We start from the raw sequence: 20,410 nt of genomic DNA on the forward strand, positions 1-20,410 counted from the left end.
CCGGGTCAGCCGCCGGACACCGGGGCCGCCGGCTCGCCGCGGCGCAGCCGCAGCCGCGCGGAGCTGTTCCCCACGAGGGGCACCGCCCGGCCCGCCGCGGCGAGGCCGGCCTCGGGGACGTCGCTGTAGATCGCCTCGTACTCCCCGGCCCGGACCAGGAACGTCTCGTGCCAGATGCCGGTGCGGCCCTGCGGATCCCGGCGGTACCAGTCCAGCCAGGTCGGGCGGTGCAGGTCGCCGGGGTCGCGCGCGAAGGCCTCCAGCTGCTCGAAGCTGCGCCAGTACTGGACGATCGTCGACAAGCCCATCCGGTAGCCGAGCAGCCCCTTCTCCGGGTGCGCCATCAGCTCCTCGAGCATCGCCCCCATGCCGCGGCGGCGGCCGCCGAGGTCCATGAAGGCCTGCGCCGCCAGCCACGGCTTGTTCAGCCGCGCCCCGATCAGGAAGACGACGAAGTCGCCGTCGATCTCGGCGCCGAAGCGCCCCCGGTGGATCTGCGCCATGGCCTGCTCCTCGCCGACGGGCGGTCCCCGTGTGACGACGGCGATCCTCCTGTGGGGCCGGTCGGGCCACCACCGCCTTCGGTCCCGACGCGGGCCGCCGCGACGCCTGCGCGGTCACGCCGTCCACGTGCCGGGCCGGGGCTGTCCGCCGGGCGGCTCCTCGTAGCCGGCGTCCCACGGGAAGCGGCCCTCGGCGTCGGGCCAGGTCAGCTGATAGGCGGGCACGGAGTACTCGGCCGGGCGCTGGTACCAGCGGTTGGCGCCGAGCACGACGTCGCCGGGGTTGGGACACGCCTCGACGACGAGCCTGCCGTGCGGCTCTCGGCGGAGCAGCTCCCCGGCGACCAGGTCCCGGCCGGCGGCGACCAGCCCGGCGGCCCAGTTCAGCATGGCGTGCGCGACCGCGGCACCTACGCCGGTGACCACGAGCTCGGGGTGCCCGAGCCCGAACAGGCCGATCGTGTAGGCGAAGGGCGGCTGGCCGGGCTCCTCGCCGGGGCCGACGTACTGCACCGCCCAGCGGTGCTCGCGGATGACGGCGGCCAGGCGGGCGTCCTCCTGGTCGAGCCAGGCGGTGGTCTGCGGGTCGAGGGACATGGCGGCAGCGTGGCCGCCGGGCCGGGCGGCCCGCCGGACACCGGGCGCCGGGCTGTGGACGGCACCCGGGCTGTGGACGGCGTCCGGGAACCGTCGGCTACGTCTGCAGCGGCAGCGCGTGCGCGCAGAACTCGTCCACGAACCGGCCCCACGACGCGGGCGCGGCCGCCGGCCGGACGACGAACTTGCTCACCCCGCCGGCGACGTGCTCCTCGACGACCCGGCGCAGCTCGTCCCACCCCTGGGGCACGAGCGTGAGCGGGTCGATGCCCGGCCGCCGGGCGGCGACGGCCGCGAGCAGCCGCTCGTCGGGCCGGCCGAGCGCGACCGGCAGGCTCATGCCGTAGTGGTCCTCGTCGACCGCCCGCCCGGCCTCGGCTGCCGCCTCCCGGATGGCCCGGACCGCGTCGGCGGCCTCTGCGGGGGTGAGGAAGCTGCCCAGCCACCCGTCGGCCAGCCGGCCGACCCGGCGCAGCCCGGCCGGCGCGGAGCCGCCCAGCCACAGGTCCAGGGGCCGCTCGGGCAGGAGACCGACCGACGCGTCCTCGACGTCGAAGAACTCCCCGCGGAAGGTCACGCGGGGCTCGGTGAGCAGCAGCCGGACCAGGGCCAGCGACTCGTCGAGCACCGCGCCGCGGCGGCCGGCGGGGACGGGGAAGAAGGCCCGCTCGGCCGCCCGCGCCGGCTGCAGCCCGAAGACCGGCAGGATCCGGCGCGGCGCGAGCCACGCCAGCGAGGCCAGCTGCTTGGCGACGAGCACGGGATGGCGCCCGGGCAGCACGCTGACCCCCGTGCCGAGCTTGAGCCGGCGGGTGCGGGAGGCGGCGTGGGCCAGCCCCACCACCGGGTCGACCACGGGCGCGCCGACCTGCTCGGAGAACCACAGCGAGTCGACCCCGGCCGCCTCCAGCCCGTCGACGAGGGCCGGCAGGTCCTCCGGGGCCGCCAGCGGGCCGAGCCCGACGCCGATGCGGACCTTCACGCCCCCTCCTCGGCCGCCTTCTTCGCCCGGGCCCGCCGCTTGCCCTCGTGCATGGCGGCCACCCGGGCGACCGGGATGGTGTGCCCTTCACCGACGACGTCGGCCGGCAGCGGCTGCGGCTCCGGCAGCGCGGCGGCCCAGGGGTCGCCGGGCCCGAGCAGCTCGGCCGCGGTCCGGACGGTGAACCGGTGCGGGTCGGTGCCGTCGAGGTCGGCCCAGCGCACCGGGGCCGACACCGGCAGCCCCGGGCGGATCCGGGGGCTGTAGGCGGCCACGATCGTCGTCGTGCCCGACCGGGTGGAGTCGACGAACACCCGCCCGCCCCGGTCCTCCTTGATGTAGGCGGTCGTGGCCAGCTCCGGGTCCAGCCGCTCGGTCCGGGCCGCCAGGGCGCGGGCCGCGGCCGCGGCGTCGACCGGGTCGGCGTCGCGGATCGGCACCACGACGTGCACCCCCTTGGACCCGCTGGTCTTCACGGCGCCGGCCAGCCCCGCCTCCTCCAGCGCGCGCCGGACCAGGTGCGCGGTGCGCACGACGACGTCGAACGCCGCGCCCTCGGGCGGGTCGAGGTCGAGCACCAGGCCGGTGGGCCGGTCGGCGCCGGCCGGCAGGAACGGCACGTGGTACTCGACCGCGCGCTGGTTGGCCAGCCACAGCAGGGTGCGGCGGTCGTCGCACAGCACCTGGTGGACCTCGCGGTGCGCCGAGGCCGCCCACACCGGCACGGTGCGCACCCAGTCGGGCGCGCCCTTGGGCACGTTGCGCTGCATGAACGGCGCCGAGCCCGGCCGCACCCGCATGACCGACAGGGGGCGGCCGGCCAGCAGCGGCACCAGCCGGTCGGCGAAGGCGTCGAGGTGGTCGACGAGGTCGCCCTTGGTCACCTCGAGCCCGTCGCCGAGGGGTGAGTCCAGCGAGGTCAGCCGGACGCCGTCCCGTTCGTCGTCGACCACCGGGTCACCGTGCCCGCTGCGCCCACGGCGGGCAACCCCGGCTACAGCTCGTAGGTGGCCCCGGGCCGGACGAGCTCCGACGCCGGGAACGCGCGGCGCGCGCCGGCCAGCTGGGCGTCGGCGTCCACCCACGCGGGCACGTGGGTCACCAGCAGCCGGCGCACCCCCGCGGCGGCCGCCAGCTCGCCGGCCTGCCGGCCGGTCAGGTGCAGCTCCGGCGGCTGCTCGGACCCGTCGGGGTGGGCGGCCTCGGCGAGCAACGCGTCGGCGCCGGCGGCCAGCGCGGCGACCCGGTCGCTGGGCCCGGTGTCCCCGGTGTAGACCAACGCGGAGCCGCCCGCCGTCAGCCGGACGGCGTGGCACTCGATCGGGTGCGCGGTGCGGGCGGTCCGCAGCGCGAAGGGGCCCAGCTCGGGGGTGTCGGGAGCCGACCGGAACTCGAAGACGTCGGTGAGCGGCTTGCCGCCCTCCTCGCAGATCACCGCGAGGCGCTGGTCGGCGCCCGGCGGCGCCACGAGCGGGATCCGCCGGCCGGAGCTGCGACCGGACCACCGGTGCCAGACGACGAAGGGCGCGACGTCCATGCAGTGGTCGGCGTGCAGGTGGCTGAGGTAGACGGCGTCGACGGCGTCGGGGTCCACGACGCCCTGCAGCGGGCCGAAGGACCCGTTGCCCAGGTCGAGCAGCACCCGGAAGCCGTCGTGCTCGAGGAGGTAGCAGGAGGCGGCCGACGCCGGCCCCGGTCCGCTGCCCGAGCAGCCGACGACCGTGAGCCTCACCTCGCGTCCCCGCATCGCATCCCCATGGCGCCGGTCAGGCTAACCGGCCTGGTCGCCCCGCGCGGCGCGGGAGCCCGGGCTCACGCCCAGAGCTGGCCCTCCAGCGCGGCCGTCGCCTCGTCCAGGGTGCCGGAGTAGGCCCCGGTGGACAGGTACTTCCAGCCGCCGTCGCAGACGATGAAGACGATGTCGGCCTTGCGGCCGGCGGCGACCTCCTTGTCCGCGATGCCGAGCGCCGCGTGCAGGATGGCGCCGGTCGAGATGCCGGCGAAGATGCCCTCCCGCTCCACCAGCTGGCGGGTGCGGTGCACGGCGTCGTCCGGGCCCACGGAGAACCGGGAGTCCAGCAGCGAGGCGTCGTACAGCTCGGGGATGAAGCCCTCGTCGATGTTGCGCAGGCCGTACACCAGCTCGCCGTAGCGCGGCTCGGCGGCGATCACCTGCACGCCGGGCTTGTGCTCACGGAAGTACCGCGAGCACCCCATGAGCGTCCCCGTGGTGCCCAGGCCCGCCACGAAGTGGGTGATCGAGGGCAGGTCGGCGAGGATCTCCGGCGCGGTGCCGGTGTAGTGCGCCTCGGCGTTGGCCGGGTTGCCGTACTGGTACAGCATCACCCAGTCGTCGTGCTCGGCGGCGAGCTGCTTGGCCATCGCCACGGCCTGGTTGGAGCCGCCCGCGGCCGGCGAGCTGATGATCTGCGCGCCGTACATCTCCAGCAGCTGGCGCCGCTCGATCGAGGTGTTCTCCGGCATCACGCAGATCAGCCGGTAGCCGCGCTGCCGGGCGACCATCGCCAGCGAGATGCCGGTGTTGCCGCTGGTCGGCTCGAGGATGGTGTCCCCGGGCTGGAGGGAGCCGTCCTTCTCCGCGGCCTCGATCATCGAGATGGCGGCGCGGTCCTTGATCGACCCGGTCGGGTTGTGGTCCTCGAGCTTGGCCCAGAGCCGGACGTCGGGGGTCGGCGACAGCCGGGGCAGCCCGACGAGCGGGGTGCCGCCGAGGGAGTCGACGAGGGAGGCGAAGCGGGCCATGGCAGAGCTCTTCCGGCGGGTCGGGGGTGGGACGGCGGGACGGTGCGGCTCAGCAGCCGCCGGCGACCGCCGGGAGGATCGTGACGGAGTCGCCGTCCTTGACCGAGGTGTCCAGCGCACCGGTGAAGCGCACGTCCTCGTCGTTGACGTAGACGTTGACGAAGCGGTGCAGCTTGCCCTCCTCGGTGACGAGGCGGTTCTTCAGGCCGGGGTGCTGGGCGTCGAGGTCGTCGACGAGCGCGCCGAGCGTGGCGCCGCTGCCCTCCACGGTCTTGGCCCCACCGGTGTGGGTGCGCAGGATGGTCGGGATCCGGACCTCGATGGCCATGGCGTGCGGTTCTCCTCTGGGACGGGCTGGGTGCGGGCGCCGCTGTACGACAGCGGGGTGGTGCGTCTGTGCGGGCAACGCCCGCTCGCCGCGGGGGATTCCTGGGCCCCGCGGCGGCCCCGTCCGGGGAGGACGGGGTCGTCTCGTCAGTCGTAGACGACGGTGGTCGGCGAGTGGCCGAACAGGTAGGACTCGACGACCTCGACGTCCTCCTCGGTGACCTGGCCGTCGACGATCCGGAAGCTGCGGAACTCGACCTCGTCACCGGCCAGGCCGGTCTGCCCGCCGTGGTGCCGGGTGGAGACCAGCACGTAGTGGGCCTCCGGCTCGGAGGCGTAGCTGATGTCGGTGCGCGACGGGTACGCCTCGGTCGCGGTGTGCGAGTGGTAGATCACCACCGGCACCTCGTCCCGGTCGTCCATGTCCCGGTACAGCCGCAGCAGGTCGCCGGAGTCGAACTCGTAGAACGTGGGCGAGCGCGCCGCGTTGAGCATCGGGATGAACCGCTCGGGCCGGTCGCTGCTCTCGGGACCGGCGACGACGCCACAGGCCTCGTCCGGGTGGTCCTCCCGGGCGTGGGCCACGATGGCGTCGTAGGTCGCGCGGTCGATGCGCAGCACGGCGCCCAGTCTAGGCGTCCGCCATCCGGCGCCTCCGCCGTCCTCCGGCGGACGGCGTGAGCGACGCCTCTCCCCGTGGCCCCGGTCACGCCCGGCGGAGGCGTTACGGTTCCGTCCCGTGGTCGTCGACATCCTCCTGGCCGCCGTGGTGGCCGTGCTGGCCCTGCCGGCGCTGGTCCTCGGCGCCCGCGGGCTGCTCCGGCGCGACGGCCGGTTCAGCGGCGACCCCAGCACCGACCTGGCGTCGCGGGTGGTCGTCGTCCTCCTGCGGCTGCTGGCGCTGCTGCTGCTCCTGGGCTGCGCCGGGCTGACCCTGCTGTCGACCGTCCTCGCGGCGGTCGAGGACGTCGACCTGCACGGCTTCGTCTACGTGTTCTTCGTGGCCACCGTGCTGCTCGCGGCGCTGGTGCTGGTCACCTTCGGCCGGCGCGGCCGGCGGCGAGCGAGTCCACGAGCGACCCCTGCACGGCGGTGAGCCAGTAGTAGACGGCGAGCTGCTGGTCGGCCTCGCTGGCCAGCTCGGCCGGCGGCTCGGTGTCGGCGGTGACCCCCAGCCGGGTGCCCAGGGCCAGCCGCAGGTCGTTGGTCGTGCGCAGCCACGCGGCGGCCTGGTCGGCGTCCAGCCGCAGCGCGCCGCCCTCGGCCGGCAGGGTCGCCCGCACCGTGGCCAGGTCGTCGGCCTTGCCCGACGCGAGGCTCGCCCGGGTCAGCTCGCGGTAGTCGGCGGCCAGCCGCGGGTCGCCCCGGTGGCCCTCGGGGAACAGCCGCGCGACGACCTCGTCGCCCTCGACGTCGTCCTCCTCGCCGGAGATCAGCTGCTCCAGCTGGTCCAGCAGCAGGCCGACGATGCCGGCCTCGGCGGGGTCGAGCCGGGCGACGTACTCGTCGCCCCTGCGGCGGAACGGTCTCATGCGTCCTTCTGGTAGCTCGCCCACAGCCCGTAGGCGTGCAGCCGGCTGGTGTCGTGCTCCATCCGCTCCCGCGGACCGGAGCTGACCACCGCCCGGCCCTCGTGGTGCACCTGCAGCATCAGCTCGGTGGCCTTCGCCTCGTCGTAGCCGAACAGCTCCTGGAAGACGTAGGTCACGTAGGTCATCAGGTTGACCGGGTCGTCCCAGACGATGGTCACCCACGGACGGTCCAGGTCGTCGTCGACCTCGACGACGGTCTCCGGCGTCCGCGTCGGCGCGAGGGGTCCGGCCACGGGTCGAGCTTAGGACGCCGGCCGGGCGCGGCCGAGCCCAGGACGCCGCCGCCCGACGGGTCGCGCGGCGGCACGCGGCCTAGGCTCCGGATCCATGCCGACCGGAACCGCCCTGCTCACCGACCGGTACGAGCTCACCATGGTCGCCGCGGCGCTGGCCGACGGGACGGCCGACCGCGACTGCGTCTTCGAGGTGTTCTCCCGGCGCCTGCCGCACGGCCGCCGGTACGGGGTGCTCGCCGGCACCGGGCGGCTGCTGGAGGCCCTGCCCGCCTTCCGGTTCGGCGACGAGGAGCTCGCCACCCTGCGCGCCCAGGGGGTCACCGACGCCCGGCTGCTGGACTGGCTGGCCGACTTCCGCTTCCGCGGCGACGTCGACGGCTACGCGGAGGGCGAGTTCTTCTTCCCCGGCTCGCCGGTGCTCACCGTGCGCGCCCCGTTCGCCGAGGGCGTGCTGCTGGAGACGCTGGTGCTGTCGGTGCTCAACCACGACAGCGCGATCGCGTCGGCCGCGGCGCGGATGGTGGGCGCGGCCTGCGAGCGGCCGTGCATCGAGATGGGGTCCCGGCGGACCCACGAGCAGGCGGCGGTCGCCGCGGCGCGGGCGGCGTCCCTGGTGGGCTTCGCCTCCAGCTCCAACCTCGAGGCCGGGCGCCGGTACGGCGTGCCGACGACGGGCACCAGCGCGCACGCCTTCACGCTGCTGCACGACGACGAGGCGTCGGCGTTCCGCGCGCAGGTCGCCACCCTGGGCACCGGGACCACGCTGCTGGTCGACACCTACGACGTGGAGCAGGGCATCCGGACCGCCGTCGAGGTGGCCGGGCCGGAGCTCGGCGCCATCCGGCTCGACTCCGGCGACCTGCCGACGCTGGCCTCCCGCGCCCGCGAGCTGCTCGACTCCCTCGGCGCGACCCGCACGCGGATCATCGTGACCAGCGACCTGGACGAGTACGCCATCGCCGGGTTGATGGCCGCGCCGGTCGACGGCTACGGCGTGGGCACCTCGCTGGTCACCGGGTCGGGCGCGCCCACCGCGGGCATGGTCTACAAGCTGGTCGAGCGGGACGGCGTCCCGGTGGCCAAGCGGTCCGAGGGCAAGAACTCGGTGGGCGGCCGCAAGCACGCCGTCCGCCGGCACGACGCCGACGGGACGGCGACGGCCGAGGTCGTCTGCGCGCAGCCGATCGAGCCCGAGGACGGCGACCGGCAGCTGGTCGTCGAGCTGGTCCGCGGCGGCCGGGTGTGCCGGGAGCTGGCGCCGCCGGACGCGCTGGCCGAGGCCCGCGCCCACCACGAGCGGGTGCGCGCCACCATGCCGGCGGAGGCCTTCGCGCTCTCCCGCGGCGAGTGCGCGATCGAGACCATCCACCAGTGACGAACGGAGGGATCCCCGTGACCCGCGCCCTGCTCGTGATCGACGTGCAGAACGACTTCTGCGAGGGCGGCAGCCTCGCGGTGACCGGCGGCGCCGACGTCGCCGCCGCCATCAGCGAGCACGCCCGGACGGCGGCCGCCGACTACGCGCACGTGGTGGCCACCCGTGACCACCACGTGGACCCGGGCGACCACTTCCACCCGGAGCCGGACTTCGTGCAGACCTGGCCGGAGCACTGCGTGGCCGGGACCGAGGGCGTCGAGCTGCACCCGCGGCTGGACCGCGGCCCGATCGAGGAGGTCTTCGACAAGGGCCACTTCGCCGCGGCCTACTCCGGGTTCGAGGCGCGAGCGGACGGCGTGCCGCTGGCCGAGTGGCTGCGCGCCCGCGGGGTGGACGCCGTGGACGTCGTCGGCATCGCCACCGACCACTGCGTGCGGGCGACCGCCCTGGACGCCGTCGCCGAGGGCTTCCGCACCCGCGTGCTGCTCCCCCTCACCGCCGGCGTGTCCGAGGCGACGACGGAGGCCGCACTGGACCAGCTCCGCACCGCCGGCGTCGCGCTCGAGGGGGAGCCACACCGCGCGGGCTGACCCGGCCACGCTGCCGGCGGGAGACGCTCCGCGGGCAGTCGTGCCCGGTGGCGGGCCCGGAGGGTCCCCGCCGGGTACGACGAAACGGCTCAGCGCACCCGGGGAACGGCACCTGGCCGCGGTGTCGTCCGGCAGGACGACAGATCACAGCGCGTCCAGCACCTCGTCCCTCGTGAAGCCGAGGACCTGCAGGACGGCGTCCAGGTAGGGCTGGTTGAGGGCGGCGTGCGCCTGCTCGCGGACGACGGGCTTGGCGTTGAACGCGATGCCCAGGCCCGCGGCGTTGAGCATGTCCAGGTCGTTGGCGCCGTCGCCGACCGCGACCGTCTGCTCCAGCGGGATGCCGTGCTGCCCGGCGAAGCGGGCCAGCGCCCGGGCCTTGCCGGCGCGGTCGACGATCTCCCCGACCAGCCCGCCGGTGAGCCGGCCGTCGGCGACCTCCAGGGTGTTGGCCGCGGCGAAGTCCAGCCCGAGGCTCTCGGCCAGGGGGTCGGTGATCTGGGTGAAACCGCCGCTGACGATGCCGCAGCGGATGCCCAGGCGCTGGAGGGTGCGGATCAGCGTGCGGGCGCCCGGGGTGAGCACCAGCGCCTCCCGCACCTCGTCGAGCACCTCCACCGGCAGCCCGGCGAGGGTGGACACGCGGGCGCGCAGTGACTCGGCGAAGTCCAGCTCGCCGTTCATCGCGGCGGCGGTGATGCGGGCGACCTCGGCCGCGCGGCCGGCGCGCGCCGCGAGCTCGTCGATGACCTCCCCGCGGACCAGCGTGGAGTCGACGTCCAGCACGATCAGCCGCTTGCTGCGCCGGGCCAAGCCGACGCGCTCGACGGCGACGTCGGTGCCGGTCTCGGCGGCCACCGCGCCGAGCACGGTGCGCAGCTCGGTCGCCTCCGCGCCGGAGACGGTGAGCTCGAAGCTGGTGACCGGGTAGTCCGACAGCCGCCGGATCGCGTCGATGTTGGCGCCCGTCGCGGCGATCGCCGTCGCCACGCCCGCGACGGCCCCGGGCGACACCGGCCGGCCGAGCAGGATGACGTGGTGCGGCCGGTCGCCGCCGGCCTCGACGCCCTCGGCCGGCTCGACGCCGACCCGCAGACCGGTCTCCTGGGCGACCCGTCCGGCGAGCTCGGCGAGCCGGGCGAGCAGGCCCGGCTGGTCGCCCGCGACGACGACGCCGAGCACCAGCTGCCCGTGGACCACCACCTGCTCGACGTCGAGCACCTCGACCTCGGGCATGCCGTCGCCCAGGGCGGCCAGCGCGGTGAACAGCCGGGCGGTCACGCCGGGACGGTCGGGCCCGCTGACGGTGAGGACGGCGCTGGGCCGGCGGGGGCCCTCCGGTCGGGACGCGGGGGCGGCGGGGTCCAGCGGCACGCGGTCATCGTGCCGCACCGCCGTCGCCCGCCCCGGCACCGGCCCGGGGCCGTGGCGGTCTGCGGCCGGGCACGGGCCCGGACAGCGCGACGCCCCGCCGGCCAGGTGGCCGGCGGGGCGTCGACGGGGTGCTGCGCCTACGTGGGGTCGGGGTCGTTGGGACCCTGACGGCGGCCGGCGGTGCCGCCGATCTCGCTGACCCCGGCGTACGGCTCGTGCCGCTTGCCGACGTGCGCCTCGCGGTGCAGCCGCTCGATGAGGTGCGGGTAGTGCGCCTCGAAGGCCGGCCGCTCGGAGCGGATCCGCGGGATCTCCACGAAGTTGTGCCGCGGCGGCGGGGACGACGTCGCCCACTCCAGCGAGTTGCCGTGGCCCCACGGGTCGTCGCGGAGGGCGAGCTTCCCGTACTTCCACGACTTGAACACGTTGTAGAGGAACGGGATGGTCGAGGCGCCGAGCACGAACGACCCGATCGTGGAGACCACGTTGAGCGTCGTGAAGCCGTCGATCGCCTGGTAGTTCACGTACCGGCGCGGCATGCCCTCGCCGCCCAGCCAGTGCTGGACGAGGAACGTGGCGTGGAAGCCGACGAACGTCAGCCAGAAGTGCAGCTTGCCCAGCCGCTCGTCCATCATCCGGCCGGCCATCTTCGGGAACCAGAAGTAGACGCCGGCGTAGGCGGCGAACACCACGGTGCCGAAGACGACGTAGTGGAAGTGGGCGACGACGAAGTAGCTGTCGTTCAGGTGGAAGTCCAGCGGCGGGCTGGCCAGCAGCACACCGGTCAGACCACCGAGGAGGAAGGTGACCATGAAGCCGAGCGAGAACAGCATCGGCGTCTCGAAGGTCATCTGACCCCGCCACATGGTGCCGATCCAGTTGAAGAACTTGATCCCGGTCGGCACGGCGATCAGGTAGGTCATGAACGCGAAGAACGGCAGCAGGACCGCGCCGGTGGCGTACATGTGGTGCGCCCACACCGCGACGGAGAGGATCGCGATGAGCAGCGTGGCGCCGACCATGCCCTTGTAGCCGAACAGCGGCTTGCGGCTGAACACCGGGATGATCTCGGTGACGATGCCGAAGAACGGCAGCGCGATGATGTAGACCTCGGGGTGGCCGAAGAACCAGAAGAGGTGCTGCCACAGCATCGCCCCGCCGTTCTCGCGGGAGAAGACGAGCGCACCGAGGTTGCGGTCGGCCAGCATGCCCATGATCGCCGCGGTCAGGATCGGGAACGCGAACAGGATCAGCAGGCTGGTGACCAGCGTGTTCCAGGTGAAGATCGGCATCCGGAACATCGTCATGCCCGGCGCCCGGAGGCAGACGATCGTGGCGATGAAGTTGACGCCACCGAGGATCGTGCCCAGGCCGCTCACGGCCAGGCCGGAGAACCACAGGGTGGCCCCGGCACCCGGCGAGTGCACCGCGTCGGACAGCGGCGCGTAGGCGTACCAGCCGAAGTCGGCGGCACCGCTCGGGGTGAGGAAGCCGGAGACGGCGATCGTCGACCCGAAGAGGAACAGCCAGTACGACAGCGCGTTCAGCCGCGGGAACGCGACGTCCGGCGCGCCGATCTGCAGCGGCATGATCAGGTTCGCGAACGCGAAGAACAGCGGCGTCGCGAACATCAGCAGCATGATCGTGCCGTGCATCGTGACCAGCTGGTTGTACTGCTCCGGCGAGAGGTACTGCAGCCCCGGCTGCGCCAGCTCCCCACGCATCAGCATGGCCATCAGCCCGCCGATCATGAAGAAGGCGAACGAGGTGACCAGGTACATCAAGCCGATGGTCTTGTGGTCGGTGGTCCGCAGCAGGTTCGAGAGCCGCGAGCCCTTCTCGACCTCGCGAGCCGGGCTGGGCCGGCTCACGATCGGTGCCGGTGCGATCGTCACGGCGCGAGCTTAGACGGTGCCCCGGGCGGACCTCGCGCCGACGCCGGGGGCGCCGGTCACGGTGCGGTCACGCCTCCCTGCCCCAGCTGCCCACCCGCACCGCGACGGTCACCCGGACCGGTTCGGGCAGCGCCGCCAGGCCGGCGGCCAGCGCCTGCGGCGTCAGGTGGCGGGCGTGCGGGCCCATGCCCACCAGGGTGGCGACGGCGGCCCGGGACAGCGCGAGCACCTCGCGGTGCTCCGTCGTCGCCCGGGGCGCCAGATGCGGCTCCAGCGACGCCGCCAGCCGGGCGTCCTTGTCCGGGTCGACCCGCAGCAGGCCCAGCGGGCCGACCAGCTCGGCGAGGTGCTCCGGCGCCGGGGTGACCACGACCAGCCGGCCGCCGGGGCGCAGCACCCGCGCGGTCTCGGGGCCGTTGCGGGGTGCGAAGACGCCGAGCACCCGGTCGACGGCGGCGTCGCGGACGGGCAGCCGGGCCCAGGCGTCGGCCACGACCGCCAGCACCCGCGGGGAGGCCGCGGCGGCCCGGCGCGCGGCGTAGCGGGAGGCGTCCAGGACGACGCCGACGGCCTGCGGCGCCCGCTCGAGCACCGCGGCCAGGTGGTGCCCGGTGCCGCCGCCGAGGTCGAGCAGCGCGGTGGGCCGCTCCCCCGCCAGGACGGCGTCGGCCAGTGCGCCGGTCACCCCGGCGAACGCGCCGGAGCCGAGGAAGGCGACCCGGTCGGCGACCATCGGCGCGGAGTCGCCGGCCGGCGGCGTCCGGCCCGGGGGCAGCAGCGTCACGTGGCCCTGGCGGGCGCGGTCGAACGCGTGCCCGGCCGCGCACCGCAGGCCGGTGTCGCCGGGTACGGCGGCCAGCGGCGCGGCGCACACCGGGCAGGCCAGCAGGGCGACGGCGGCGGCGGGGAACGGCCGCCGTCCGCTCACCGCGGGACCGGGTGCAGCACGACGTCGCGCAGCGCCCCGCCGGCCGCGACGGCGGTGAGGAAGGTGCCGTGCGGCTGCCGCCGCCGGTCGGTCGGCGAGCCGGGGTTGAGTAGCCGCAGGCCGGTCGGCGCGGTGGTGTCCCAGGGGATGTGGCTGTGCCCGAAGACGAGGACGTCGGCGTCCGGGAACCGCGCCGCGCAGCGCGCCTCCCGCCCCTTGGCGTCGCCGGTCTCGTGGACGACGGCGAGCCGCAGCCCCTCGACCTCCGTCCGGGCCACCTCCGGCAGGCGCTCGCGCAGCGCGCCGTGGTCGTTGTTGCCGTGCACCGCCAGCAGCCGCCGGGAGCGACGCTCGAGCTCGTCCAGCAGCGCGACGTCGACCCAGTCGCCGGCGTGCACGACGAGGTCGGCGGCCTCGATCGCCGCCCACAGGGCATGAGGTAGGTCACGCGACCGCTTGGGGACGTGCGTGTCGGCGGTCACCACCAGCGAAACAGGCACCACCCGATCGTCGCAGGCCGATAACTTCCTGCGCCGGCCGACGATCTCGGCCTCCCCTGCCATCCCGAGGAACCCGCACATGACAGACCCCACGTCCCCCACGCTCGCCGGGTCGGAGACCCCGGCCGACGAGCCCTACGAGAAGCGGTGGCTGGCGCTGGGCGTCATCGCCCTGACCGTCCTGCTCGTCATCCTCGACGCGACGATCGTCAACATCGCACTGCCCGCCGTCTCCGGTGACCTGGGGATCAGCGCCGCGAGCCAGCAGTGGATCGTCACCGCCTACACGCTGACCTTCGGCGGCTTCCTGCTGCTCGGCGGCCGCATCGCCGACTTCTGGGGCCGCAAGCGCACCTACCTGGTCGGCGCCGCCGGCTTCGCGGTGGCGTCGGCCCTCGGCGGCGTCGCCCAGAACGAGGGCATGCTGTTCGCCGCCCGCGCGCTGCAGGGCGCGTTCGGCGCGCTGCTGGCGCCCGCCTCCCTGGCGCTGATCACCGTCCTGTTCACCGACGCCCGCGAGCGGGCCAAGGCGTTCGCCGTCTACGGCGCCATCGCCGGCGGCGGCTCGGCCGTCGGGCTGCTGCTCGGCGGCGTGCTGACCGAGTACGCCGACTGGCGCTGGTGCTTCTGGGTGAACCTGCCCGTCGCCCTGGTCGCGGTGGCCCTGGCGATCCCGTTCGTGCCGGAGAGCCGGGCGCCGGGCGACACCAGGTACGACATCCCGGGCGCGGTGCTCATCACCCTGGGCCTGGCGTCGTTCGTCTACGGCTTCACGCGGGTCGCCGAGACCTCGCAGACCAACGCCGCGGAGGCCGCGGCGGCGAACCGGGCCGCGCAGGGCACCGGCGCCCCGATCGTCGTGCCGGAGAGCGGCTGGACCGACGGCCTGGCGTGGCTGTTCATCGTCCTCGGCGTGGTCCTGGTCGTGGCGTTCGTGGTGTTCGAGCGGCGGGTGCGCAACCCGCTCATGCCGATCCGGCTGGTGGCCGACCGCAACCGCGGCGGCGCCTACCTGACCGCCGCGCTGCTCGGTGCCGGGCTGCTCGGGGCGTTCTTCTTCCTGAGCCTGTACTTCCAGCAGGTGCTCGAGTACAAGCCCGTCCACGCGGGGCTGGCCTCGCTGCCGACCACGCTCGGCGTGCTCGTCGCCGCGGGCGCCGCGAGCGCGCTCGTCGTGAAGACGGGGCCCAAGCCGCTCATGGTCGCCGGTGGCCTGCTGGCCGCGGCCGGCCTGTTCCTGCTCAGCCTGGTCGACCTGGACACCGGCTTCTGGGCGCTGCCGTTCCCGGCGCAGCTGCTGCTCGGCCTGGGCCTCGGCTTCACCATGGTGCCGCTGTCCAACCTGGCCCTCCTGGGCGCCGGCCAGCACGACGCGGGTGCCGCGAGCGCGCTGCTCAACGCCACCCAGCAGGTCGGGGCGTCGGTCGGCACCGCGCTGCTGGCGAGCCTCTCGGTGGGCGCCACGAGCGCGGCGCTGGCCGACCTCGTGGCCGACGGGAACCCGGACGCGCCGATCGCCGCGCAGGTCGAGGGCTACACGACGGCCTTCACCTGGGCCTCGGTGCTGCTGCTGGCCGGTGCCGTGGTGTCCGGCGTCCTCATCAAGGCGACGAAGGAGGACCTGCCGGCCGAGGGGGCGGCGCCGGTGCACGTCGGCTGAGCCGGCGTCCTCCCTCCCCGCAGCGCGTCCTCCCTCACCGTCCGCGGTGAGGGAGGACGCGCCACGATCAGGTCACCTGATCGTGGCCGCGGCCGGTCAGCGGTCGCCGGTGCTCAGCGCCCGCAGCCGGGCGTTGTAGGCCTCGAGCTCGGCGTCCTCGGTGCGGTCGGCGGCGCGGTCCAGCCGCCGGGCCCGCCGCTCCTCGGAGTTCATCCAGGAGAACAGGACGACGGCGAGCACCAGCGCGGTCGGCAGCTCGCCGAACGACCACGCGATCCCGCCGGCGACCCCCTGGTCCTCGAGCGGGTCGACGCCCCACCCGGCGGGCGGCTCGGCGAAGCTGTCGACCACCAGCGAGGTCGCCATCATCACGGCGACGCCGAAGAAGGCGTGGAACGGCACCGGGGCGAGCAGCTCGAGCATCCGGCCGCCGTGGCCGACCTGCCGGGGCCAGGGGTCCTGGGCGAGCACCGGCCCGAAGAACAGCAGCCCGACGACGACGAAGTGGGCGAGCATGAACTCGTGCCCGGCGGGCGAGCCCATGAGGTCGTCGAACAGCGGCGTGAAGTAGATGCCGTAGAGGCTGGCGATGAACAGCGGCACGGTGAACAGCGGTGAGGCCACCGCCCGCGCGAGCCGGCTGTGCAGCGCGTCGAGCAGCAGCGCCCGCGGGACGCCGGCCAGCCCCTTGCCGCGGGGCAGCGTGCGCAGCGCCAGCGTGACCGGCGCCGCGACGAGCAGCAGCAGCGGCGTCAGCATCGACAGCACCATGTGCTGGGTCATGTGCACGCTGAACAGCACCATGCTGTAGCCGTTGAACCAGGTGCCGGTGACGGCGAAGAGCGAGACGGTGCCGGCCACCCAGGCCGCGGTCCGCCACCACGGCCAGGCCACCCTGGAGCGCCGCAGCCGGACGACGGCGACCAGGTAGAGGACCAGCCCCAGCAGGGCGAGCACCGGCAGCACCGACCAGGGCTCCAGGTGCGGCAGGAACAGCCGCCCCGGGCTCGGTGGTTCGTCGGGCACCCACATGCCCGAGTGGTGCCCGTGGTCCACCGGTGCCTCCTGTCGCTGCGCGGTCGCCGTCCACTGTCCCACTCGGCGTCCGGCGGGCGCCGGGCCTCACTCGTGGACGGGCGCCTCGTGGGCCGCGTGCGTCGCGGCCTCCAGCTGGAAGGTGCAGTGGGCGACGTCGAAGCAGTCGCCGAGGCAGGCGCACAGCGCGTCGAGCACGCGCCCGCCGTGGCCGCCGTCCAGCGCCTCGTCGGTGACCACGACGTGCGCCGAGAGCACGGGCAGGCCCGAGGTGATCGTCCAGGCGTGCAGGTCGTGCACCCCGAGCACGCCGTCGACCTCGAGGATGTGGGCGCGGACGTCGGCCAGGTCGACCCCGCGCGGCGCGGCCTCGAGCAGGACGTCGAGGGCCTCGCGCAGCAGCGACCAGGCCCGCGGCAGCACCAGGCACCCGATGAGCAGGGAGGCGACGGTGTCGGCAGGGGTCCAGCCGGTGACCGCGATGACGGCGGCGGCGGCGATCACGGCGACCGAGCCGAGCGCGTCGGACAGCACCTCCAGGTAGGCGCCGCGGACGTTCAGCGACTCCCCCCGGCCGCGGTGCAGCAGCGCCAGTCCGATCAGGTTGACCACCAGCCCGGCGCCGGCGGCCAGCAGCATCACCCCGGCGTGCACGTCGGGCGGGTCCCCGATCCGGCGCACCGCCTCGACCAGCACGTAGCCGCCGACGCCCAGCAGCAGGCACCCGTTGGCGACGGCGGCGAGGATCTCGACCCGCTGCCAGCCGAAGGTCCGGCGCCCGCGCGGCGGCCGCTGGGCGAGCGAGACCGCACCGAGGGCCAGCCCGATGCCCAGGGCGTCGGTGGCCATGTGCCCGGCGTCGGCGAGCAGCGCCAGCGACCCGGAGACGACGGCGCCGACGACCTCGGCCCCGAGGACGGCGACCGTCAGGGCCAGCACCACGGCCAGCCGGCGGCGCTGCCCGGCCGCCGCGGTCCCGTGCGCGTGGCCGTGGCCGTGGCCGTGCGCGTGGTCGTGCCCGCGCGTCTCGGGTCCGGCGGACCGCCCGTGCCCGGCTCCCATCAGCGGCTCACCTCCCAGGTCACACCGGCGAGTGTGCCCCACCGGACCCCCTCCGCACGGCCGACGCCCCCCGCCCGGAGGACCGGGCGGGGGGCGTCGTCGCGGGCAGCGGGCGGCTCAGATCTGGACGCCGCGCTCCCGGAGCCACGGGATCGGGTCGATCTTGGTGCCGTTGAGGCCGCCCTGGTGCACCTCGAAGTGCAGGTGCGGGCCGGTGGACTGGCCGCGGTTGCCGAGCAGGGCGATCGTGTCACCGGCCCGGACGACCTGGCCGGGCTGGACCAGGATCTGCTCCATGTGGCCGTAGACGGTGACGTCGCCGTTCTCGTGCTGGATGTAGACGGCGTTGCCGTAGCCGCTGGCCGGGCCGGCCTCGAGCACGACGCCGTCCATGGCCGCGTACTCGGGGGTGAGCATCGGCGCGGCCAGGTCGATGCCGGCGTGCAGGGTGCCCCACCGCGCGCCGAAGCCGCTGGTCAGCCGGGCGCCCTGGACGGGCAGGACGGCCTTCGGGCGGGCGGCCTCGGCGGCGACCGCCGCGAGCCACTCGGTGGCCTGGCGGTCGGCCTCGCTCTGGGCGACCGCGGCGGCCAGCTGCTCCTGGTCGCGGCTGGCGCGGCTGGACGCCAGCTCCGCGAGGCGGGCGGCGTCGGCCTCCACCGGCGCCGGCGCGGCGCTGCCCTCGATGCCGAGGGCGCGGGCCACGCTCACCGACTCGCTGACCGTCTCCGCGGGCTCGGCCTGCGCCTGCGTGTCGCCGCCGGTCACCACGCCGAGGCCGGCGGCGGTGACGAGGGCGGCGGCGAGGAAGAGGACCGGCCGCCGGCGCACGAGGCCGGGGCGGTGCCGGCCGGTGCCGGCGGGAACCACCGGCACCGAGCAGCGCTCGGGCTCGTCGGCGGTCGCGTCGGCGGCGGTCGCGTCGTCCGGGGCGTCGTCGGCCGGGGCCGCCTCAGGGGTGCCGGGGACCTCGGGGACCTCCGCGGCGGCGACCTCCTCGAGGCCGGCGAGCGCGGTCGCCTCGGCGAGCCCGCTGAGCTCGGCGAGGTCCTCGGCGGGGGCCAGGTGGGCGTCGGGACGCACGGCGGTCCGCCGCCGCTTCGCGCGGCGCGCCCGGCCGGTGGTGCCCCGTCGCGGCGCGTCCTCCGAGCGCTGCGCCGGGATGGTCGGGGGGACCTCCGCCTCCGCCGCTGCGGGGCACCCGGAGGGCGCCTCCCGCGGGCCGTCGAGGGGGGTGCCGGAGCCCGGAGCGGGCACCGCCGCCTCGTCGAGGACGGGGTCGTGGTGGAGCTGGGACATGCACCTGTCTTCCGCAGGGGACAAGGACGTGTTGCGTGGGGTCCGGGAAGAGGACGGGAGCCATGTAAACACGCCGTGACCGGTTCGTGATCTGTGAGACGGGGTAGTACCGATCGGTTCTGTGGGATCCGTCACGGGACTGCACCGATGTCATTCAGCTCTGTGTCGATCTTGGATCACGCTGAGTGAGCGACGCGCCGGTTGAACGCTGAACCAGGCGCGACGAGGCTCACCCGCGGGCAGAGGGCCCTGGTCGGACCCCTCCGACGACGAGTAAGAGGAGCTCCCCCCATGCGCGCAGTGACCTGGCACGGCCGAGCCGACGTCCGGGTGGACACGGTCCCCGACCCGACGATCCAGGACCCCACGGACGTCGTGATCGAGGTGACCTCCAGCGGCATCTGCGGCTCGGACCTGCACCTGATCGAGGTGATGGCGCCGTTCATGACCGTGGGCGACGTGATGGGCCACGAGCCGATGGGCATCGTCCGCGAGGTCGGCCGGGACGTGACCGCGGTGAAGCCCGGGGACCGCGTCGTCGTCCCGTTCAACATCTCCTGCGGCACCTGCTGGATGTGCTCCCAGGGGCTGCAGTCCCAGTGCGAGACCACGCAGAACCGCGACCAGGGCTTCGGCGCCTCGCTGTTCGGCTACACCAAGCTCTACGGGCAGGTGCCCGGCGGCCAGGCCGAGTACCTGCGGGTGCCGTTCGGCAACACGCTGCCGATCAAGGTCCCCGACGGGCTGCCCGACGACCGGTTCGTCTACCTCTCCGACGTGCTGCCGACCGCGTGGCAGGCCGTGCAGTACGCCGCCGTGCCGCCCGGCGGGACGCTGCTCGTGCTCGGGCTCGGGCCGATCGGCGACATGTGCACCCGCATCGCCCACCACCTGGGGATCGAGAAGGTGTACGCGTCCGACGTCGTCCCCGAGCGGATCCGGCGGGCCACCGCCCGCGGCACCGAGGTGATCCGCTCCACCGACCAGGCGGAGGTCGTCCAGGCGATCCACGACGCCACGGACGGCCGCGGCGCCGACGCCGTGATCGACGCGGTCGGGATGGAGGCCCACGGCTCGCCGCTGGCCTCGATCGCGCAGAAGGCGACCGCGATCGTGCCGGACGCGATCATGGAGAAGGTCATGCAGGTGGTCGGCGTGGACCGGCTGGCCGCGCTCAACACCGCGATCGAGGCCGTCCGCCGCGGCGGCACGATCTCGCTGTCCGGCGTCTACGGCGGCGCCACCGACCCGCTGCCGCTGATGCGCATGTTCGACAAGCAGATCCAGCTGCGCATGGGCCAGGCCAACGTCTGGCGGTGGGTGCCCGACATCCTGCCGATCCTCACCGAGGGCGACCCGCTGGGCGTGGACGACTTCGCCACCCACCACGTGCCGCTCGAGCAGGCGCCCGAGGCCTACGCCAACTTCCGGGAGAAGAAGGACGGCGCGGTGAAGGTGCTGCTCACGCCCTGATCCGCCGGCCGGGCCCGGCGCCGCCGGGCCCCGCTGTGAGCAGACCCACCGGCCGGGTCGGGCATGTCCCGGCCCGGCCGGCTCCTTGGCACCGGGAGGGTGGGGGGGGGGGGGCTCCCCCCCCCCCCCACCCCCACTTCACCCTCCCCCACACCACATCCCCTCGAGAACCACGTGCCCCCCGCCCACCACCCCCACGCCCCCCGCGCCGGCCGC

Annotated in this window: 22 protein-coding genes; 5 read left to right on the forward strand and 17 right to left on the reverse strand. The window is 74.9% G+C overall.

The window, feature by feature from the left end; all coding sequences use genetic code 11:
- Positions 1 to 5: 5 nt before the first annotated feature.
- The 8 genes from ACI79F_RS14360 to ACI79F_RS14395 all read right to left on the reverse strand — a co-directional run bounded on the left by ACI79F_RS14360 (position 6) and on the right by ACI79F_RS14395 (position 5,793).
- Positions 6 to 503, reverse strand: a complete 498-nt coding sequence (locus ACI79F_RS14360) for a DUF4188 domain-containing protein (protein ID WP_456546543.1) — start codon at positions 501 to 503, stop codon at positions 6 to 8.
- 114 nt (positions 504 to 617) lie between these two features.
- Positions 618 to 1,100, reverse strand: a complete 483-nt coding sequence (locus ACI79F_RS14365) for a DUF4262 domain-containing protein (protein WP_456546542.1) — start codon at positions 1,098 to 1,100, stop codon at positions 618 to 620.
- Positions 1,101 to 1,197: 97 nt separating this feature from the next.
- Positions 1,198 to 2,082, reverse strand: a complete 885-nt coding sequence (locus ACI79F_RS14370; protein ID WP_456546541.1) for a TIGR03854 family LLM class F420-dependent oxidoreductase — start codon at positions 2,080 to 2,082, stop codon at positions 1,198 to 1,200.
- The gene (locus ACI79F_RS14375; RefSeq protein WP_456546540.1) at positions 2,079 to 3,035 is read right to left on the reverse strand and encodes a DNA polymerase domain-containing protein; all 957 of its coding nucleotides are present in this window, start codon (positions 3,033 to 3,035) and stop codon (positions 2,079 to 2,081) included. The genes ACI79F_RS14370 and ACI79F_RS14375 overlap by 4 nt, the downstream gene beginning before the upstream one ends.
- Before the next feature lie 41 nt (positions 3,036 to 3,076).
- Complete coding sequence (locus ACI79F_RS14380; RefSeq protein ID WP_456546539.1) at positions 3,077 to 3,814, reverse strand: MBL fold metallo-hydrolase; 738 nt, start codon at positions 3,812 to 3,814, stop codon at positions 3,077 to 3,079.
- Positions 3,815 to 3,894: 80 nt separating this feature from the next.
- Positions 3,895 to 4,845: a PLP-dependent cysteine synthase family protein gene (locus ACI79F_RS14385; protein ID WP_456546538.1), complete on the reverse strand. Its 951-nt coding sequence runs from the start codon at positions 4,843 to 4,845 to the stop codon at positions 3,895 to 3,897.
- A 49-nt stretch (positions 4,846 to 4,894) separates the two neighbouring features.
- Positions 4,895 to 5,173, reverse strand: a complete 279-nt coding sequence (locus tag ACI79F_RS14390) for a ubiquitin-like small modifier protein 1 (protein WP_456546537.1) — start codon at positions 5,171 to 5,173, stop codon at positions 4,895 to 4,897.
- Positions 5,174 to 5,319: 146 nt separating this feature from the next.
- A complete protein-coding gene (locus ACI79F_RS14395) occupies positions 5,320 to 5,793 on the reverse strand; it encodes a Mov34/MPN/PAD-1 family protein (protein WP_456546536.1) in 474 nt (157 codons plus the stop codon).
- Positions 5,794 to 5,911: 118 nt separating this feature from the next.
- Here ACI79F_RS14395 and ACI79F_RS14400 point away from each other — a divergent pair, with 118 nt between their 5' ends.
- Positions 5,912 to 6,268 carry a hypothetical protein gene (locus ACI79F_RS14400; RefSeq protein WP_456546535.1) on the forward strand — a complete coding sequence of 119 codons (357 nt, stop codon included), beginning with the start codon at positions 5,912 to 5,914 and terminating at the stop codon, positions 6,266 to 6,268.
- Here the strand turns inward: ACI79F_RS14400 and ACI79F_RS14405 are convergent.
- Positions 6,207 to 6,704 carry a DUF2017 family protein gene (locus ACI79F_RS14405; protein ID WP_456546534.1) on the reverse strand — a complete coding sequence of 166 codons (498 nt, stop codon included), beginning with the start codon at positions 6,702 to 6,704 and terminating at the stop codon, positions 6,207 to 6,209. The genes ACI79F_RS14400 and ACI79F_RS14405 overlap by 62 nt on opposite strands.
- Positions 6,701 to 6,997 carry an ATP-dependent Clp protease adapter ClpS gene (clpS, locus tag ACI79F_RS14410; protein ID WP_456546533.1) on the reverse strand — a complete coding sequence of 99 codons (297 nt, stop codon included), beginning with the start codon at positions 6,995 to 6,997 and terminating at the stop codon, positions 6,701 to 6,703. Before clpS ends, ACI79F_RS14405 begins: the two co-directional genes overlap by 4 nt.
- 94 nt (positions 6,998 to 7,091) lie before the next feature.
- Between clpS and ACI79F_RS14415 the strand changes: the two genes are divergently transcribed.
- Complete coding sequence (locus ACI79F_RS14415; protein ID WP_456546532.1) at positions 7,092 to 8,375, forward strand: nicotinate phosphoribosyltransferase; 1,284 nt, start codon at positions 7,092 to 7,094, stop codon at positions 8,373 to 8,375.
- A gap of 17 nt (positions 8,376 to 8,392) precedes the next feature.
- Positions 8,393 to 8,968 (forward strand): nicotinamidase, encoded by a 576-nt coding sequence (locus ACI79F_RS14420; protein WP_456578915.1) that lies wholly within the window; start codon positions 8,393 to 8,395, stop codon positions 8,966 to 8,968.
- A 144-nt stretch (positions 8,969 to 9,112) separates the two neighbouring features.
- Here ACI79F_RS14420 and serB read toward each other — a convergent pair whose 3' ends face one another.
- The 4 genes from serB to ACI79F_RS14440 all read right to left on the reverse strand — a co-directional run bounded on the left by serB (position 9,113) and on the right by ACI79F_RS14440 (position 13,758).
- A complete protein-coding gene (gene serB / locus ACI79F_RS14425; protein ID WP_456546530.1) occupies positions 9,113 to 10,342 on the reverse strand; it encodes a phosphoserine phosphatase SerB in 1,230 nt (409 codons plus the stop codon).
- Between the two features lie 137 nt (positions 10,343 to 10,479).
- Positions 10,480 to 12,237, reverse strand: coding sequence for an aa3-type cytochrome oxidase subunit I (gene ctaD, locus ACI79F_RS14430; RefSeq protein ID WP_456546529.1), 1,758 nt, complete (start codon positions 12,235 to 12,237; stop codon positions 10,480 to 10,482).
- A gap of 67 nt (positions 12,238 to 12,304) precedes the next feature.
- Complete coding sequence (locus tag ACI79F_RS14435) at positions 12,305 to 13,165, reverse strand: putative RNA methyltransferase (protein ID WP_456546528.1); 861 nt, start codon at positions 13,163 to 13,165, stop codon at positions 12,305 to 12,307.
- Positions 13,162 to 13,758: a metallophosphoesterase family protein gene (locus ACI79F_RS14440; protein WP_456546527.1), complete on the reverse strand. Its 597-nt coding sequence runs from the start codon at positions 13,756 to 13,758 to the stop codon at positions 13,162 to 13,164. The genes ACI79F_RS14435 and ACI79F_RS14440 overlap by 4 nt, the downstream gene beginning before the upstream one ends.
- Here ACI79F_RS14440 and ACI79F_RS14445 point away from each other — a divergent pair.
- Positions 13,745 to 15,325, forward strand: coding sequence for an MFS transporter (locus ACI79F_RS14445; protein ID WP_456546526.1), 1,581 nt, complete (start codon positions 13,745 to 13,747; stop codon positions 15,323 to 15,325). The genes ACI79F_RS14440 and ACI79F_RS14445 overlap by 14 nt on opposite strands.
- A 96-nt stretch (positions 15,326 to 15,421) precedes the next feature.
- On the opposite strand, the gene ACI79F_RS14450 is transcribed toward ACI79F_RS14445, so the two are convergent.
- From ACI79F_RS14450 to ACI79F_RS14460, 3 genes are all read right to left on the reverse strand, one after another.
- The gene (locus ACI79F_RS14450; protein WP_456546525.1) at positions 15,422 to 16,381 is read right to left on the reverse strand and encodes a cytochrome c oxidase assembly protein; all 960 of its coding nucleotides are present in this window, start codon (positions 16,379 to 16,381) and stop codon (positions 15,422 to 15,424) included.
- 66 nt (positions 16,382 to 16,447) lie between these two features.
- Positions 16,448 to 17,422 carry a cation diffusion facilitator family transporter gene (locus ACI79F_RS14455; RefSeq protein ID WP_456546524.1) on the reverse strand — a complete coding sequence of 325 codons (975 nt, stop codon included), beginning with the start codon at positions 17,420 to 17,422 and terminating at the stop codon, positions 16,448 to 16,450.
- 117 nt (positions 17,423 to 17,539) lie between these two features.
- Entirely contained in the window at positions 17,540 to 18,721 is a 1,182-nt protein-coding gene (locus tag ACI79F_RS14460) for a M23 family metallopeptidase (protein WP_456546523.1), read from the reverse strand.
- 291 nt (positions 18,722 to 19,012) lie between these two features.
- Between ACI79F_RS14460 and ACI79F_RS14465 the strand changes: the two genes are divergently transcribed.
- Positions 19,013 to 20,194 (forward strand): alcohol dehydrogenase catalytic domain-containing protein, encoded by a 1,182-nt coding sequence (locus ACI79F_RS14465; RefSeq protein ID WP_456546522.1) that lies wholly within the window; start codon positions 19,013 to 19,015, stop codon positions 20,192 to 20,194.
- Positions 20,195 to 20,410 lie beyond the last annotated feature (216 nt).

The organism is Blastococcus sp. SYSU D00868 (genome assembly GCF_054050575.1).